General features: G+C 71.9%; 14 protein-coding genes. 10 read left to right on the forward strand and 4 right to left on the reverse strand.

The annotated features are described in order from the left end of the window. Nucleotides 1-49 precede the first annotated feature (49 nt). Together V7S47_RS11595 and V7S47_RS11600 are read right to left on the reverse strand one after the other, a co-directional pair. Nucleotides 50-721: a potassium channel family protein gene (locus tag V7S47_RS11595; protein ID WP_090854979.1), complete on the reverse strand. Its 672-nt coding sequence runs from the start codon at nucleotides 719-721 to the stop codon at nucleotides 50-52. Nucleotides 722-730: 9 nt separating this feature from the next. After that, complete coding sequence (locus V7S47_RS11600; protein WP_218856499.1) at nucleotides 731-1,378, reverse strand: potassium channel family protein; 648 nt, start codon at nucleotides 1,376-1,378, stop codon at nucleotides 731-733. Nucleotides 1,379-1,451: 73 nt separating this feature from the next. Here V7S47_RS11600 and V7S47_RS11605 point away from each other — a divergent pair, with 73 nt between their 5' ends. The 10 genes from V7S47_RS11605 to V7S47_RS11650 all read left to right on the forward strand — a co-directional run bounded on the left by V7S47_RS11605 (nucleotide 1,452) and on the right by V7S47_RS11650 (nucleotide 12,672). Next, nucleotides 1,452-3,497 carry an APC family permease gene (locus V7S47_RS11605; RefSeq protein WP_336561689.1) on the forward strand — a complete coding sequence of 682 codons (2,046 nt, stop codon included), beginning with the start codon at nucleotides 1,452-1,454 and terminating at the stop codon, nucleotides 3,495-3,497. Continuing rightward, a complete protein-coding gene (locus V7S47_RS11610; protein WP_336561690.1) occupies nucleotides 3,494-4,597 on the forward strand; it encodes a class I SAM-dependent RNA methyltransferase in 1,104 nt (367 codons plus the stop codon). Before V7S47_RS11605 ends, V7S47_RS11610 begins: the two co-directional genes overlap by 4 nt. 34 nt (nucleotides 4,598-4,631) lie before the next feature. After that, nucleotides 4,632-5,474, forward strand: a complete 843-nt coding sequence (locus tag V7S47_RS11615) for an SDR family oxidoreductase (protein ID WP_336561691.1) — start codon at nucleotides 4,632-4,634, stop codon at nucleotides 5,472-5,474. Between the two features lie 85 nt (nucleotides 5,475-5,559). After that, complete coding sequence (locus V7S47_RS11620; protein WP_336561692.1) at nucleotides 5,560-6,129, forward strand: hypothetical protein; 570 nt, start codon at nucleotides 5,560-5,562, stop codon at nucleotides 6,127-6,129. Between the two features lie 200 nt (nucleotides 6,130-6,329). Further along, nucleotides 6,330-9,143 (forward strand): aconitate hydratase, encoded by a 2,814-nt coding sequence (locus V7S47_RS11625; RefSeq protein ID WP_090855000.1) that lies wholly within the window; start codon nucleotides 6,330-6,332, stop codon nucleotides 9,141-9,143. Between the two features lie 60 nt (nucleotides 9,144-9,203). After that, the gene (locus V7S47_RS11630) at nucleotides 9,204-9,818 is read left to right on the forward strand and encodes a hypothetical protein (protein WP_139175482.1); all 615 of its coding nucleotides are present in this window, start codon (nucleotides 9,204-9,206) and stop codon (nucleotides 9,816-9,818) included. Nucleotides 9,819-9,898: 80 nt separating this feature from the next. Further along, nucleotides 9,899-11,206 (forward strand): hypothetical protein, encoded by a 1,308-nt coding sequence (locus V7S47_RS11635; protein ID WP_336561693.1) that lies wholly within the window; start codon nucleotides 9,899-9,901, stop codon nucleotides 11,204-11,206. Then, entirely contained in the window at nucleotides 11,193-11,696 is a 504-nt protein-coding gene (locus tag V7S47_RS11640) for a SigE family RNA polymerase sigma factor (protein ID WP_336561694.1), read from the forward strand. Before V7S47_RS11635 ends, V7S47_RS11640 begins: the two co-directional genes overlap by 14 nt. Next, nucleotides 11,693-11,992, forward strand: coding sequence for a thiamine-binding protein (locus V7S47_RS11645; RefSeq protein WP_090855013.1), 300 nt, complete (start codon nucleotides 11,693-11,695; stop codon nucleotides 11,990-11,992). Before V7S47_RS11640 ends, V7S47_RS11645 begins: the two co-directional genes overlap by 4 nt. After that, entirely contained in the window at nucleotides 11,992-12,672 is a 681-nt protein-coding gene (locus V7S47_RS11650; protein WP_336561695.1) for a DUF3105 domain-containing protein, read from the forward strand. Before V7S47_RS11645 ends, V7S47_RS11650 begins: the two co-directional genes overlap by 1 nt. Here V7S47_RS11650 and V7S47_RS11655 read toward each other — a convergent pair. After that, entirely contained in the window at nucleotides 12,669-13,046 is a 378-nt protein-coding gene (locus V7S47_RS11655) for a hypothetical protein (protein ID WP_336561696.1), read from the reverse strand. The genes V7S47_RS11650 and V7S47_RS11655 overlap by 4 nt on opposite strands. Nucleotides 13,047-13,120: 74 nt before the next feature. Beyond that, nucleotides 13,121-13,912, reverse strand: coding sequence for a GNAT family N-acetyltransferase (locus V7S47_RS11660; RefSeq protein WP_336561697.1), 792 nt, complete (start codon nucleotides 13,910-13,912; stop codon nucleotides 13,121-13,123). Nucleotides 13,913-13,937 lie beyond the last annotated feature (25 nt).

A 13,937-nucleotide genomic window follows, 5' to 3' on the forward strand; every position in this document is an offset into this window, starting at 1 on the left:
TCGCGTGTCGGGACCCCGTTCCGGGTCGCGAGCGCGATCTGCCGAGGCGCTAGCCGGGGTGGCTCTCCGGAGCCAGCAGCCGCTCCAGCGCGTCCTCACCCTCGGCCGGTACGACGAACAGCAGCTCGTCCCCGGACTCGACGGGCTGCTCCGGGTCGGGCACGTAGACCTGGCCGTCGCGCAGGATGGTGACCAGGGCGCAGTTCTCCGGGAGCGGGATCAGCCCGGTCGGCTTCCCGACGTACGGCGAGTCCGCGGGGAGGGTCATCTCGACCAGGTTGGCCTTGCCCTGGCGGAACGTGAACAGCCGGACCAGGTCGCCGACCGTGACGGCCTCCTCGACCAGGGCCGACATGATCCGCGGGGTCGAGACGTTGACGTCGACCCCCCAGGCCTCGCTGAACAGCCACTCGTTGTTGGGGTGGTTGACCCGGCCGACGGTGCGGGGGACCCCGAACTCCGTCTTGGCCAGCAGGGAGGTCACCAGGTTGACCTTGTCGTCGCCGGTGGCGGCGATGACGACGTCGCACTTGTCGAGCCGCGCCTCCTCCAGCGAGGACAGCTCGCAGGAGTCGGCCAGCAGCCACTCGGCGTCGGGGACCCGCTCGGGCTTGATCGAGTCCGGGTTCTTGTCGACCAGCAGCACCTGGTGGCCGTTCTGGATCAGCTCACGGGCGATCGAGCGCCCGACGGCGCCGGCTCCGGCGATGGCTACGCGCATGTCAGGGCCTCAGCTTTCCTCGGGTCCGCGCTCGACGACGCGGTAGGCGTGGGCCGCGTTCTCCTCGCGCATCACCAGGTGGAGCAGGTCGCCCTCCTGGATCACGCTCTCGCGGGTCGGGAGCATGCCCTCGCCGAGCCGGTCGATCCACGCGATCCGGCTCCGGGTCTGCTCCTGGAACGCGACGGTGCGCTCGCCGACCCACGGCTCGGGGGCCGGGACCTGGTCGAGGCGGATGGTGCCGGACGGGTCGCGGAAGTCCGGCTCGGCACCGGCCGGCAGCAGCCGGCGCAGCACCTGGTCGGCCGTCCACTTCACGGTGGCGACCGTCGTGATGCCGAGGCGCTGGTAGACCTCGGCGCGGCCCGGGTCGTAGATCCGGGCCACGACCTGCTGGATGCCGAACGTCTCGCGGGCCACGCGGGCGGCGATGATGTTGGAGTTGTCGCCCGAGGAGACGGCCGCGAACGCGTCGGCGCGGCGGATGCCGGCCTTCTCCAGGACCTCCTGGTCGAATCCGATGCCGGTGACCTTGTCGCCGTTGAAGCCGGGTCCGAGGCGCCGGAAGGCGTCGGGCTCGCTGTCGATGATCGACACCGTGTGGTTGCGGTCCTCGAGGCTGCGGGCGAGCGTCGAACCGACGCGGCCACAGCCCATGATCACGACATGCACGCATGAACCGTATCCCTAAGGCGCCGCAATCACGCCGAGTCCCGTAGCGTTCCGCCTCGTGGGTGCTGGCGACGTCTCCAAGCGGATCCTGCTGGGGCGCAAGCTGCGCAGCTCCCAGCTGGGCGAGACGCTGCTCCCCAAGCGCATCGCGCTGCCGGTCTTCGCCAGCGACGCGCTCTCCTCGGTGGCCTACGCCCCCGACGAGGTCTTCATCATGCTCTCGCTCGCGGGCGTGTCGGCGTACTCCTTCTCCTGGAAGATCGGGCTCGCCGTCGCCCTGGTGATGGCGGTCGTGATCGCCTCCTACCGCCAGACCGTGCACGCCTACCCGAGCGGGGGCGGCGACTACGAGGTCGCGACCGTCAACCTCGGCCGGACGGCCGGCACCACGGTGGCCAGCGCGCTGCTGGTCGACTACGTGCTGACCGTCGCGGTGTCGATCTCCTCCGGCGCCCAGTACGCCGCGTCCGCGATCCCGGCGCTGCAGGGCCACGAGGCGACCGCCGCGTCGGTGGCGGTGGTGCTGCTGATGGCCATCAACCTGCGCGGCATCCGCGAGTCGGGCGGGGTCTTCGCGGTCCCGACGTACGCGTTCATGGTGGCGATCCTCGGCATGTGCGCGTACGGGTTCCTGCGGATGCTGCTCGGCGACCTGCCCGCGGTGGAGAGCGCCGACCTGCTCATCAAGCCCGAGCCGGGCCTCGAGGAGCCCCTCACGACGCTGGGCCTGCTGCTCCTGCTGGCCCGGGCGTTCTCGTCGGGGTGCGCGGCCCTGACCGGGGTCGAGGCGATCTCCAACGGCGTCCCCGCCTTCAAGCGGCCGAAGAGCAAGAACGCCGCGACGACGCTGCTGCTGCTCGGGATGATCGCGATCACGATGATGGTCAGCGTCATCGTGCTGGCCCGCCAGATGGGGATCCGGTACGTCGACCCGCACGACCTCGACCGGCTGACGTACGGCGACGGCACGCCGGTCGGCAGCGACTACGAGCAGCACGCCGTGATCGCCCAGATCGCGCGAGCCGTCTTCAGCGACTTCTCGCCCGGCTTCTACCTCGTCGTCACGGTCACCGGCGTGATCCTGGTGCTGGCCGCCAACACGGCGTTCAACGGCTTCCCGGTGCTCGGCTCGATCCTCGCCCAGGACGGCTTCGCGCCGCGGGCGCTCGGGTCCCGCGGCGACCGGCTGGCCTACAGCAACGGCATCGTCTTCCTGGCCGCGATGGCCATCGCGCTGATCCTGGCCTTCGACGCCGAGACCACCAAGCTGATCCAGCTCTACATCGTCGGCGTCTTCGTGTCGTTCAACCTCAGCCAGCTCGGCATGATCCGGCACTGGACGAGGCACCTCGCGACCGAGAAGGACCCCGCCGTACGGCGCAAGATGGCCCGCTCGCGGGTGATCAACACGATCGGCCTGGCCATGACCGCGGTCGTGCTGGTCATCATCCTGATCACCAAGTTCCTCGCCGGGGCCTGGATCACCATCCTGGCGATGATCGGATTCTTCCTGCTGATGCGGGGCATCCGCACCCACTACGACCAGGTCGCCGAGGAGCTCGCCGCCGACGAGGACGACAAGCTGATGCCCACCCGGGTGCACGCCATCGTCCTGGTCTCCAAGCTGCACAAGCCGACGCTGCGGGCCCTGGCCTTCGCCAAGGCCACCCGGCCCAACATCCTCGAGGGCATCTACGTCGCCGCCGACCCGGCAGCGACGAACCGGCTGCTGGACGAGTGGGACGAGCGGCGCATGGACGTGCCGCTGAAGGTGCTGCACTCGCCGTACCGGGAGCTGATCCGGCCGGTGGTCGAGTACGCCACTGAGATCCGCCGCGCCAACCCGCGCGGCGTGGTCGCGGTCTACATCCCCGAGTACGTCGTCGGCCGTTGGTGGGAGCAACTGCTCCACAACCAGACCGCCCTGCGGCTCAAGGGCCGCCTGCTGTTCACCCCCGGCGTCATGGTCATCTCGGTGCCCTACCAGCTGCGCTCGTCCCGGATCGCCCAGGAGCGGGAGCTGCGCGACGACTTCCGAGTCCGCCCCGGTGACCTGCGCCGCGGCCAGGTCGACAAGCGCGACGACGGCCAGGTCCCGCGGTGAGCCCGCGTCACCCCCGAGCCCGTAAGGCCCGCGGGCGCTCCCGCGTCGGCGAGCGCTTCGAGGCCGAGGTCGGCCCGGTCGCCCACGGCGGCCACTGCATCGTCCGACTCCCCGAGCCCGAGAGCCGCGTGGTCTTCCTCCGGCACGCCGTCCCGGGCGAGCGGGTGGTCCTGGTGATCACCGAGGGCACCGACGGCGACCGCTTCTGGCGCGGCGACGCGGTCGAGGTCCTCGACGCGTCCGCCGACCGCGTCGAGGCCCCGTGCCCGTACGCCGGCCCCGGCCGCTGCGGGGGCTGCGACTTCCAGCACGTCGCGCTCGACCGGCAGCGCGCCCTGAAGGCCGACGTGGTCCGCGAGCAGCTCTCGCGGCTGGCGCGCCTGGAGCTCGACGTCGTGGTGGAGGCGGTCCCCGGCGACGACGCCGGCCTGCACTGGCGCACCCGCCAGCGCTACGCGACCCTCCCGGACGGTCGCCGGGCCATGCGCCAGCACCGCTCGCACCGGCTGGTGGCCGTCGACGAGTGCCTCCTCGAGGCGCCCGCGCCGTCGGACCACACCGCCCTCGGGCACGCCTTCGCGGTGGCCGAGGACGGCTTCTGGCAGGTTCACCCCGGAGCGCCGGACACCCTGGTCACCGCCGTCGTGGAGGCGCTCGCGCCGCAGCCGGGGGACCGCTGCCTCGACCTGTACGCCGGGGTCGGGCTCTTCGCCCGCTTCCTCGCCGAGGCCGTCGGCCCCGAGGGTCGGGTGGTGGCCGTCGAGGGCGACGCCCGGGCCTCGGCCCTCTCCACCCGCAACGTCCCGACCGCCGAAGTGCGGGCCGGCGACGTCGGCGAGGTGCTCGCCACGTCGTACGACGACCCCTTCGACCTGGTCGTCCTGGACCCGCCCCGCGAGGGGGCGAAGCGCGCCGTCGTGGAGCAGGTCGTCGCACGGTCCCCGCGAGCCGTCGCCTACGTCGCCTGCGACCCCGCCGCACTGGCCCGCGACGTGGCGATCTTCGCCGAGCACGGCTACGTGGTCGCCGGGCTGCGCGCCTTCGACCTGTTCCCGATGACCCATCACGTGGAGTGCGTCGCCCGGCTCGTGCCGGCTTGAGTGTGAGTGCGCTCCAGGTCGTACGTTCGAGGACATGACCGACTCATCCGGCAAGACCTGGTTCATCACCGGCGCGTCCCGCGGCTTCGGTCGCGAGTGGACCGTCGCCGCCCTCGACCGCGGCGACCGCGTCGCCGCCACCGCCCGCGACACCACCACCCTCGACGACCTCGTGCAGCAGTACGGCGACGCGCTGCTCGTCCTCGAGCTCGACGTCACCGACCGGGCGGCCGACTTCGCCGCCGTCCAGCGGGCCCACGACCACTTCGGTCGCCTCGACGTGGTCGTGAACAACGCCGGCTACGGCCAGTTCGGCATGGTCGAGGAGCTCAGCGAGGAGGAGCTGCGCGCGCAGATCGAGACCAACGTCTTCGGCGCCATGTGGGTCACCCAGGCCGCGCTGCCGCTGCTGCGCGAGCAGGGCTCGGGCCACGTCCTGCAGGTGTCGTCGATCGGCGGCATCTCGGCGTTCCCCAACCTGTCGGCCTACCACGCGTCCAAGTGGGCCCTGGAGGGCTTCAGCCAGTCGCTGGCCGCCGAGGTGGGGGAGTTCGGCATCCACGTCACGCTCATCGAGCCGGGCGGCTTCTCGACCGACTGGAGCGGCCCCTCGGCGAAGCACGCCACCCCGCTGCCGGCGTACGACGCCGCGCGCGAGCGCCGGGCCGAGCAGCGCCGTCAGCAGTCGTCGGCCGGAGCGGGGCCGGGCGACCCGACCGCCTCCGCGAAGGCCGTGCTGGCCGTCGTCGACGCGGACGAGCCGCCGCTGCGGGTGTTCTTCGGGGCCGCGCCGCTCGGGATCGCCAAGGCCGACTATGAGGGCCGGCTGGCCGGCTGGGAGCAGTGGCAGCACGTCGCGGAGCTCGCCCAGGGCTGAGCCCCCGAGTACGACGCCCGGCCCCCGCGCCATGACCCGTGCGGGCCATGCCGGGGGCCGGGGCCGCGTTCCTAGGTTGACGGCCATGACCTCCTCCCGGTTCACCTACGCCAACGTCGCCTCCACCCTCGCCCTGGTCCTCGTGCTCGGCGGTGGGGGCACCGCCGTCGCGGCCGGCGCCCTCGCCAAGAACTCCGTCGGGTCCAAGCAGATCCGGGCGGGCGCGGTGAAGAACCCCGACCTGGCCCGCAACGCCGTCACGTCCACCAGGGTCAAGAACGACTCCCTCACCGGGGCGGACGTGAAGGAGTCCACCCTCGGCGAGGTGCCCTCGGCGGCGTTCGCCACCACCGCGGGCCGGGCGGGCAACGTGCTCGCCGCCCTGGTCAACGCCGACGGCAGCCTGGTGCCGGGGCAGTCGCTGGGTGCGACGTCGTCGGGTCCCGCCCTGTTCGGCTACGAGGTGCGCTTCAACACCGACATCACCGACTGCGCGGCGGTGGTCTCGATGAGCGCGCCCGGCGCGGGCGACCCCGGGAACGGGCAGGCCACGGTGACCGGCCGCCTTGGCGTGCCGAACGGGCTCTTCGTCACCACCACCGACAGCGCGGGCGCCGCCGCGCAGCGCTCCTTCTCGGTGGTCGTCGTCTGCTGACCGCTCCCTCCCGAGCAGGACAACCCCGGACCGACCGCCGGGGTTGTCCGCATTTCTGCTCGACGTCGTGTATCTTGACGTCAAGAGATATCCCCGTCGCTCAGGCCGGACCAAGTTAGGTCAGCCTTCCTTTTTCCGTGACGACCGGCGACGGCAAGATGGCGGGAGAGACCCGCAGACGTGCAGATCCGAATGAGGAGATGAAGGCCTTGGCCAGCAAGGACAGCTTCGGTGCGAAGAGCACCCTGGACGTCGACGGGACGTCCTACGAGATCTTCCGCCTCGACGCGGTCACGGGGGAGGGCCTGGACGTCGCGGGCCTCCCGTTCAGCCTGAAGGTGCTGCTGGAGAACCTCCTGCGCACCGAGGACGGCGCCGACATCACCGCCGACGACATCAAGGCGCTGGCCGGCTGGGACGAGACGGCCGAGCCCGACAAGGAGATCCAGTTCACGCCGGCGCGCGTGATCATGCAGGACTTCACCGGCGTCCCCTGCGTCGTCGACCTCGCCACCATGCGTGAGGCGATGGCCGACCTCGGCGGCGACCCGTCCAAGATCAACCCGCTCGCGCCGGCCGAGATGGTCATCGACCACTCCGTCATCGCCGACGTGTTCGGCTCGCCCGAGGCCTTCGGCCGCAACGTCGAGATCGAGTACGAGCGCAACCGCGAGCGCTACCAGTTCCTGCGGTGGGGCCAGGGCGCCTTCGACGACTTCAAGGTGGTCCCGCCGGGCACCGGCATCGTCCACCAGGTCAACATCGAGCACCTGGCCCGCACGGTCTTCACCCGCGAGGTCGAGGGCACCCTGCAGGCCTACCCCGACACCTGCGTCGGCACCGACTCCCACACCACGATGGTCAACGGCATCGGCGTGGTGGGCTGGGGCGTCGGCGGCATCGAGGCCGAGGCCGCGATGCTCGGCCAGCCCGTCTCCATGCTGATCCCGCGCGTGGTCGGCTTCAAGCTGTCGGGCGACCTGCCCGAGGGCTCGACCGCCACCGACCTGGTGCTCACGATCACCGAGATGCTGCGCAAGCACGGCGTCGTCGGCAAGTTCGTCGAGTTCTACGGCCCGGGCGTCTCCGCGCTGCCGCTGGCCAACCGCGCCACGATCGGCAACATGAGCCCCGAGTTCGGCTCGACCATCGCGGTCTTCCCGATCGACGAGGAGACCACCAAGTACCTCGAGCTCACCGGCCGCTCGCCCGAGCAGCTCGCGCTCGTCGAGGCCTACGCCAAGGCCCAGGGCCTGTGGCACGACCCCCAGGCCGAGCCGCGCTTCAGCGAGAAGCTCGAGCTCGACCTGGCGACCGTCGTCCCGTCCATCGCCGGCCCCAAGCGCCCGCAGGACCGGATCCAGGTCACCGACGCGAAGCAGTCCTTCCGCGCCTCGCTGAAGGACTACGTCGCCGGCGAGGAGGAGGACGGGTACGACGAGTCCGTCGCCGAGACCTTCCCCGCGTCCGACCCGGCCACCAGCAACGGCCACGGCACCTCCGCGCCGCCGAGCAACCACCTCTCCGCGGCGGCGAAGGACGGCGGCCGGCCGAGCAGCCCCGTCGACGTCACCCTGGAGGACGGCACGAAGTTCACCCTCGACCACGGGGCGGTGACGATCGCGGCGATCACGTCGTGCACCAACACCTCCAACCCGTCGGTGATGATCGGCGCGGGCCTGCTGGCCAAGAAGGCGGTCGAGAAGGGCCTGCAGCGCAAGCCGTGGGTCAAGACGACGCTGGCCCCCGGCTCCAAGGTCGTGTCCGACTACTACGAGAAGTCCGGCCTCACGCCGTACCTCGACAAGCTCGGCTTCAACCTGGTCGGCTACGGCTGCACCACCTGCATCGGCAACTCCGGCCCGCTCATCCCCGAGGTCTCCGCCGCGGTCAACGAGAAGGACCTGTCGGTCGTCTCGGTGCTCTCCGGCAACCGCAACTTCGAGGGCCGGATCAACCCCGACATCAAGATGAACTACCTGGCGTCGCCGCCGCTGGTCGTCGCCTACGCGCTGGCCGGCTCGATGGACGTCGACCTGTTCACCGACCCGCTGGGCCAGGACCAGGACGGCAACGACGTCTTCCTGAAGGACGTGTGGCCGTCGCCGTCCGAGGTCGAGGAGACGATCGCGCAGGCGATCAACTCGGAGATGTTCGGCGACAGCTACCAGGACGTCTTCGCCGGCGACGAGCAGTGGCAGTCGCTGCCGACCCCCGAGGGCAAGACCTTCGCCTGGGACCCGGAGTCGACGTACGTCCGGAAGCCTCCCTACTTCGACGGGATGCCCGACACCCCCGAGCCGGTCTCCGACATCGCGGGTGCGCGGGTGCTGCTGAAGCTGGGCGACTCGGTCACCACCGACCACATCAGCCCGGCCGGCGCGATCAAGAAGGACTCCCCGGCGGGCCGCTACCTGGCCGAGCACGGTGTCGAGAACCGCGACTTCAACTCCTACGGCTCGCGCCGCGGCAACCACGAGGTCATGATCCGCGGCACCTTCGCCAACATCCGGCTGCGCAACCAGCTGGCGGCGGGCACCGAGGGCGGCGTCACGCGTGACTTCACCAACGGCGGCGAGGTCACCTCGGTCTTCGAGGCCTCGGAGAACTACATCGCCGCGGGCATCCCGCTGGTCGTGCTGTCCGGCAAGGAGTACGGCTCCGGCTCGTCGCGCGACTGGGCGGCCAAGGGCACCTCGCTGCTGGGCGTCAAGGCGGTCATCGCCGAGTCGTACGAGCGGATCCACCGCTCCAACCTCATCGGCATGGGCGTGATCCCGCTGCAGTACCCCGCGGGCGAGAGCGCCGAGTCGCTGGGTCTGACCGGCGAGGAGGAGTTCTCCATCACCGGCATCACCGAGCTCAACGAGGGCCGCACGCCGAAGACCGTCAAGGTCAAGGCCGGCGACGTCGAGTTCGACGCCGTGGTCCGGATCGACACCCCCGGCGAGGCGAACTACTACCGCAACGGCGGCATCATGCAGTACGTCCTGCGGAACCTGCGGAAGGCCTGAGCGCCTCCGCTGATCCACCTCTGACCTGTGCCACCCTTGCTCTCTGTGAAGCGGAGCAGGGTGGCACAGGTCATTTGCGGGGTCGTTCTCCTGGGCGGCGCGCTCGCCGGGTGTGGGGACGACGCGTCGTCGACGGCCGAGGAGCCGTCGGCCACGGTGACGGTCACGGAGACGCCGAGCCCGTCACCCACCCCGGAGCCCACGCCGTCCGAGGAGCCGAGCGAGACGCCGTCGGAGGAACCCTCGGAGGAGCCGCCGGCGCCCACCGAGGTGCCGCAGTCGTACGACGACGCGGTGGAGCGCTTCGACGCGCTCGGCCAGGAGCCCGCGTCGTACCGCCGGTTCCAGACCGACACCGACATCTACTGCGTGCTCGACGACAAGGAGCTGTTCCCCGGCTGCGAGCTCGGCGAGCGCGACGGCGCCGAGGACCCGGAGGTCTGCGGCGAGGCGCTGACCACCAAGGTGGGCCGCCTGGAGTTCCAGGACGGCCGGGTGCAGCCGGTGTGCAACACCGACACCATCCGCGGCGACATGCCCGACGTGCTCAACCCGGGCGAGGCCGCCCGCGCCGGCGACGTCCAGTGCCTCAACGACCTCGGCGGCATCCTCTGCATCAGCCTCTCCTCGGAGGCGGGCTTCTTCGCCCGCCCGAAGGAGTACGTCGTCTTCTGACCCCTCCGTCCGGGGCCCTCGTCGCGTGTGAGGGGTGAACCCACTCCTGGAGGACGTCGATGAGCACCCTGCACGACCGGTTGGCCGACCTGGCCGACACCGCCCCCGAGGGCGGCCCCGAGCCCGAGCTGTGGGATCGGGGACGGCGCTACGGGCGCCGGCGTCGGGTGGAGGCGGCCGCGGCCTGGTGTCTCGTCGTCGTGGCTGTGGCGGCAGGTGCGTTGATGCTCGGTCCGCGCCACCTCGCGGGGCCGGATCCGGTGGACCTGGGCCGCACCGAGCGCAATCTGCCGCGGACGGTGCACGCCCCGAGCGGATGGGCGCCAGGCTCGGACGAGGTAGGACCTCCCGGTCCGCTGGCGGCGATCGCCGTCGGGATGCGCAAGTGGCGGGACGGACTGACGGGGATGCGAACGGCCCCCTCGGTGTTCGGGGTGTCCGCGGTGGACGGGAGTGCGCGCTGGATCGACCTGCCCTTCCTGACCACACCGGAGGCCCGCCTGGGCTTGGGGTCGGGAAGTCTCACCCTGTCCCCGGACGGCACGAGGATCGGCTACACCCGCTTCGTGGCCGGGTCCGACGGCGAGGTCGCGGTGGCGGGGTGGGCGGTCTACGACAACACCACGGGCCGGGCGAGGAAGCTTGAGGATCCGGAGATGCCGGCTCCTCAGCAGTCGGAAGGTGTCGACCTCGGTTTCACCGGGGACTCACGCTTCCTGGCGACGAGCTACTCGAAGGAGCTCCCGGTCACGAACCGCACGGACGCACTGGTCGTCTGGGACGTCGAGACGGGAGAGCCCCTGGAGGCGGAGGCACCCGGCAAGTACTGGCTGCCGAACATGGGCGCCGGACCGCACGGCGTGGTGTGGTCCCGCAGCACGACGACCTTCACGCTCGATCCCGTCTCGCGCACGACGTCGCGGGTCGTGGTGCCCCAAGAGGTGGTTCAGGCGTCGTTCGCCCCGCATGGTCGCGGGTTCGCCTACATCGGCCATCGCAAGGTGGCCGCGGATGTGGCGACCGACTGGTTCCTCTACGCGGGGCACACCCCGGCAGCGGCATCGGGACGGCAGATCAAGATCGACATCGAGCCCGGTCGGATCCTCGGGTGGCGGGACTCGCGGCGCGTCGTGGTCGACGACTTCCAGGGAGCGGTCAGGATCGTCGACGTCGTCACGGGTGAGTCCGTCGAGGAGCGACTGTCGACCGGTCCCGACCAGGGGATGGCCCCGGTCTACGCTGCGGACCTCTGGTCCGCGCCGCTCGTGGACGGGGTCGAGCCTCCGGTGGTGCCCGGCCCGCGCCACGACCTCCTGGTGTGGCTGGTCGTGGTACTGGGCGTCGGATCCGGCGCCCTCCTCCTGTGGAGGCGTCGTGTTCGCCCCTGACCGCAGCGGGTTCGAGGAGTACGTCGCGGCCCGGCGCGGGGCGCTGCTGCGGACGGCGTACCTCCTGACGGGTCAGCACGCCGACGCCGAGGACCTGGTCCAGGTGGCGCTGGTCAAGGCGGTGCCGAAGTGGCGGCGTATCGCGGACGACCCGGAGCGCTACGTGCGCCGGATCCTGGTCCACGAGAACGTCAGCCGCTGGCGGGGGCGGCGGTGGCGCGAGCACTCGGCCGACGTGCTGCCCGACCGGCCGGTCGCCGGACCCGACCTCGACGACCGCGAGGTGCTCCGGGCCGCGCTGCTGCGGCTGGCCCCGCGGCAGCGAGCGGTGCTCGTGCTGCGCTACTACGAGGACCTCACCGAGCGGCAGACGGCCGAGGTGCTCGGCATCGGGGTGGGCACGGTCAAGTCGCAGGCTCGCGACGCCCTGGCCCGGTTGCGGACGCTGGTGCCGGACGCCGCCGACGCGCTGGCTACCGTGGAGCCATGATCGTGGCCTTCAGCATCAGCCCCACCACCGCCGACGAGACCGGCGGCGTCACCGAGGCCGTCGCCGCGGCCGTGCGCGTCGTCCGCGAGTCCGGGCTGCCCCACGAGACCAACGCGATGTTCACCAACATCGAGGGTGAGTGGGACGAGGTGATGGCGGTGGTGAAGCGCGCCGTCGACGTGGTCGCGGCCGTCTCCCCGCGGGTCGGCCTGGTGCTCAAGGCCGACATCCGGCCCGGGTGGGACGGCCAGCTGACGGCCAAGGTCGAGCGCATCGAGCGGGCGCTCGAGGCCTGATGTCGCACGACGGGCCCCCGCCGCCCCCGCCGTACCAGCCGTTCCCGACGGCGCCGCCGCCGCCGGCGCCGCCGGGGGAGGTGTTCCTCCAGTCGCTGGGCGAGACGCCGCCGCCCCGGCGTACCGGCCGGCTGGTCGTGGCGCTGGTCGCCGCCGTGGCGCTGGTCGTCGGCGCGGTCGCGCTGCCGGTGGCGCTGCTCGCCGACGACCCGGAGCGTGGGCCGGCGAACCTGGACGAGGTCGTGGTGGCCGAGGACCTGCGGACCGACCACGTCACGGGCGACCAGTCGTATCCGACGACGCCGCCGATGGGCGGACCGCACGACGAGGTCTGGCTCGACTGCGGCGTGTACGACGTCCCGGTCCGCGACGAGAACGTCGTCCACGACCTCGAGCACGGCACGGTGTGGATCACCTACCGACCGGGGCTGTCCGACGACGACGTGGCGGCGCTGGCCGAGGTGCTGCCGCAGAACGGCATCCTCTCGCCGTACGACGACCTGCCCGCGCCCGTGGTCGTCACGGTGTGGGGCCGCCAGCTGCGCCTCGACGGCGCCGACGACGACCGGCTCGCGCTCTTCCTGGAGGAGTACGGCGGCGGTGTCACCGCACCGGAGCAGGGCGTGACCTGCGCCGGGGGCACGCCGAACCCGACCGGCGGGACGGGCTCCGCGGTCTAGCGGCTCGCCGGGACCGGCACCACGCGGGGACGGCGCCGGCTGCTCAGGCGGGAGACGGTCTCCAGAGCGAGCACCAGCACGACGAGCGTCGACACCCCGACGCCGACCACCGCCGGCGAGGGCAGCTGGTGGGCCGCCAGCCCGCAGATGGCGCCGATCCCGACGGCGTGGGCCGAGACGGACTCCAGGTCGAAGCCGGGGCGCGCTGCCCGCATGAGGGCATCGGACGCGAGGTGGAGCAGGGCGCTGTAGGCGACGGCGCTCAGGGTGGTCGACCATCCTCCGAGTGGCAACGCCCAGCCCAGCAGGGCGGAGGACGCGATGAGGACCCAGGTCCGGAGCTCGCCGTCCTTGATCACGACGTCCTTGATCACGGAGGTGCTCCTCGCAGGCGGTACCGGGTGGTCGCGGACGACGATAGACGCCCGGGGCAGGGATGTCCGCGGTTTCACACCGCGTCGAGCTCGGCCTGCAGCTGGGTCTCGGAGCCGCGGAAGCCGACGCCCTGGTAGATCCGCAGGGCGTGGTAGTCGGGGTCGGCGACGATCACCAGCGCCGAGACCCCGAGGGTGTCGAGCGCGTGCCGGCCGGCGTGGTGGACGAGGGTGCCGGCCAGGCCGCGACCGCGGTTCTCGGGATGGGTCTCGACGTTCTGGAAGCGGGCCAGGTCGGGGCCGGCGCGGAAGATGCCGAGGCCGGACAGCATCCGGCCCCGGTCGAAGGCCCCGAACCACGCGCCGCTGCCGCTCGCCGCCAGCCGGCGCTCGGCCTCGGCCTGGCGCCTCGCGAACGTCTCGAACGCCGGCCCGGCGCTGTCGGTGTTGCAGGCGATGGCCAGGTCGACCCGCTGCGCCCAGTCGTCGTCGGTCGCCAACGGTCGCAGCTCGACGGCGTGGTTGGGGTGGCGCGGCGGGTGCACGTCGTCGGCGGTGAGCACCGTCGACTCGCTGGTCCGGTAGCCCCGGTCGGCGAAGACCTTCAGGGCCGCCCGGCCGCCGGCGGGGTCGTCGACGCCGAAGGTGCGGTGCCGGACGTCGGGGAGCACGTCGGCGAAGACCTCCAGCCAGCGGTCGAGCTGGCGCGGCTTCGGCGAGGTCCGCAGCAGCAGGAAGTTGCCCCACCGGAAGCCCGGGTTGTCCGGGGTGCGGACGACGACGTACGTGCCGTGGTGCTCGACGACGCTGCCCGAGCCCTCGAGCAGCGCCAGGTCGGTGCGCCAGGCGCGGGACAGGACCTCCATGGGACCGCACTATCTAGCATCGCGG

Source organism: Nocardioides sp. CCNWLW216 (assembly GCF_037120545.1).
In the GTDB taxonomy this organism is placed as follows: Bacteria; Actinomycetota; Actinomycetes; order Propionibacteriales; family Nocardioidaceae; genus Nocardioides; species Nocardioides lianchengensis.

Bases quoted from the DNA above. Each gene is read 5' to 3' on its own strand.
- V7S47_RS11615 (WP_336561691.1), top strand. From the start codon at position 4,632: ATGACCGACTCATCCGGCAAGACCTGGTTCATCACCGGCGCGTCCCGC.
- V7S47_RS11595 (WP_090854979.1), bottom strand. From the start codon at position 721: ATGCGCGTAGCCATCGCCGGAGCCGGCGCCGTCGGGCGCTCGATCGCC.
- V7S47_RS11645 (WP_090855013.1), top strand. From the start codon at position 11,693: ATGATCGTGGCCTTCAGCATCAGCCCCACCACCGCCGACGAGACCGGC.
- V7S47_RS11660 (WP_336561697.1), bottom strand. From the start codon at position 13,912: ATGGAGGTCCTGTCCCGCGCCTGGCGCACCGACCTGGCGCTGCTCGAG.
- V7S47_RS11625 (WP_090855000.1), top strand. From the start codon at position 6,330: ATGAAGGCCTTGGCCAGCAAGGACAGCTTCGGTGCGAAGAGCACCCTG.
- V7S47_RS11650 (WP_336561695.1), top strand. From the start codon at position 11,992: ATGTCGCACGACGGGCCCCCGCCGCCCCCGCCGTACCAGCCGTTCCCG.
- V7S47_RS11600 (WP_218856499.1), bottom strand. From the start codon at position 1,378: ATGGGCTGTGGCCGCGTCGGTTCGACGCTCGCCCGCAGCCTCGAGGAC.
- V7S47_RS11620 (WP_336561692.1), top strand. From the start codon at position 5,560: ATGACCTCCTCCCGGTTCACCTACGCCAACGTCGCCTCCACCCTCGCC.